Genomic DNA, 1,638 nt, shown 5'->3' on the forward strand with positions numbered 1-1,638 from the left:
TGCCGCAGCAAGGCTTCCGGGATCTCGGCCGGCGCCGCCGCGGCGAGGATGCCGTCGAACGGCGCATGTTCGGGCCATCCCCAGCCGCCGTCGCTGTGTTTGAAGCCGACGGATTTGATCCCCAACTCCCACAGCGTATCGCGGGCTTTTTTCATCAGCGGGGCAATCCGCTCAACGGTATAAACCTGATTGACCAGCTTGGCGAGAATCGCTGTCTGGTAACCGCAGCCGGTACCGATTTCCAAAACCTTGGCCGGCGCCGCCGATCGAAGCAATAACTCCGTCATTTTCGCGACGATGTAGGGTTGAGAGATGGTTTGATTGTGTCCGATCGGCAATGCGGTATCTTCGTAAGCACGACTCTCCAAGGCCTCGTCGACAAAAATATGGCGCGGAGTGTCGGCCATCGCTTCCAGCACCTTGTTATTGGTGATGCCTTGCTGGCGCAGCCGGGAGATCATGCGTTCGCGAGTGCGCCGTGACGTCATGCCGATGCCTTGTATTCTTCGACTCATACCTATGCGTCCAATGCCAGCCAGTCGCGCAGTCCCTCCAAACGCTCGTAGCGAGTTAAATCGAGCTGTAACGGCGTGACGGATACATAACCGTTTTTTATGGCGTCGAAGTCCGTTCCGGGTCCGGCGTCCTGCTCGGCCCCAGGGGGGCCTACCCAATAGATGGTTTGGCCGCGCGGATCGGAGCCCCGGATGACCGCTTCGGCTTTATGTCGCTGGCCAAGCCTGGTCGATAAAAAACCTCTGATTTCGGACAGGGGCAAATCGGGCACGTTGACATTCAACAAAGTATCCTCGGGCAACGGTCGAAGCCGCATTTTATTGAGCAAGGTCACCGCTACTTGGGCCGCGGTGTCGAAATGCTTGGCATTGTGCCCGACCAACGAGATGGCCACCGCCGGCAGCCCCAGAAAGCGACCTTCGGTTGCGGCCGCGACAGTCCCGGAATAAATAACGTCATCCCCCAGGTTGGCACCGTGGTTGATACCGGCGAATACCATATCGGGTTCATCCGCCAACAATCCGGTAATCGCCAAATGCACGCAATCGGTAGGCGTTCCGTCAACCCGGATGAAACCGTTCTCGCACACGGTGGCGCGTAGCGGCAGATCCAATGTCAACGAGTTACTGGCGGCGCTACGGTTTTTATCGGGGGCCACGACCGAAACCTTGGCGATTTGCCCAAGCGCCGACGCCAAAGTGTTGATGCCTTGCGCCAGATAGCCGTCGTCGTTGCTGATCAGAATATGCATGTCGCGATAAAACGCTTTAAAATTGCCGCATATTAGCAAAAAAACCGCAAATCCAGCAGCTTACGTGACAAAAAAAACCACAACACCCGAGGAAGCCTCGCTTTTTCGCGAGGCCGTCGGCACCGTCAAGGAAATCAAAGCCGACACGGTCATTTTGCGGCCAGCCAAAAGCCCCCCGCCCAGGCCGAGGGCCAAATTGCCGGAGATCGTCAATCCTTTGGAAATGTCTCTGGATGAAGCGCCCGACCCGCTATTTCAAGAAGACCGCATGCTGTTCGCGATACCTGGCGTGCAAAAGAGCGTATTAAAAAAACTAAGCAAGGGCTATTACGATCCGGATGCCGACATCGATCTGCACGGCCTGGCTAGCC

The 1,638-nt window shown here is 56.9% G+C and carries 3 protein-coding genes; 1 reads left to right on the top strand and 2 read right to left on the bottom strand.

Annotated elements, in window-relative coordinates; all coding sequences use genetic code 11:
• Both AC3B8H_RS21120 and surE read right to left on the bottom strand, forming a co-directional pair.
• Nucleotides 1-515: protein-L-isoaspartate(D-aspartate) O-methyltransferase (locus tag AC3B8H_RS21120; RefSeq protein WP_488443475.1), on the bottom strand; the 515-nt coding region annotated here is incomplete at its 3' end.
• Nucleotides 516-517: 2 nt separating this feature from the next.
• A complete protein-coding gene (gene surE / locus AC3B8H_RS21125) occupies nucleotides 518-1,267 on the bottom strand; it encodes a 5'/3'-nucleotidase SurE (RefSeq protein ID WP_488443476.1) in 750 nt (249 codons plus the stop codon).
• Between the two features lie 64 nt (nucleotides 1,268-1,331).
• Between surE and AC3B8H_RS21130 the strand changes: the two genes are divergently transcribed.
• On the top strand, nucleotides 1,332-1,638 hold a 307-nt coding region (locus tag AC3B8H_RS21130), incomplete at its 3' end, for a Smr/MutS family protein (RefSeq protein ID WP_488443477.1).

Source organism: Methylomonas sp. BG-2 (genome assembly GCF_057766305.1).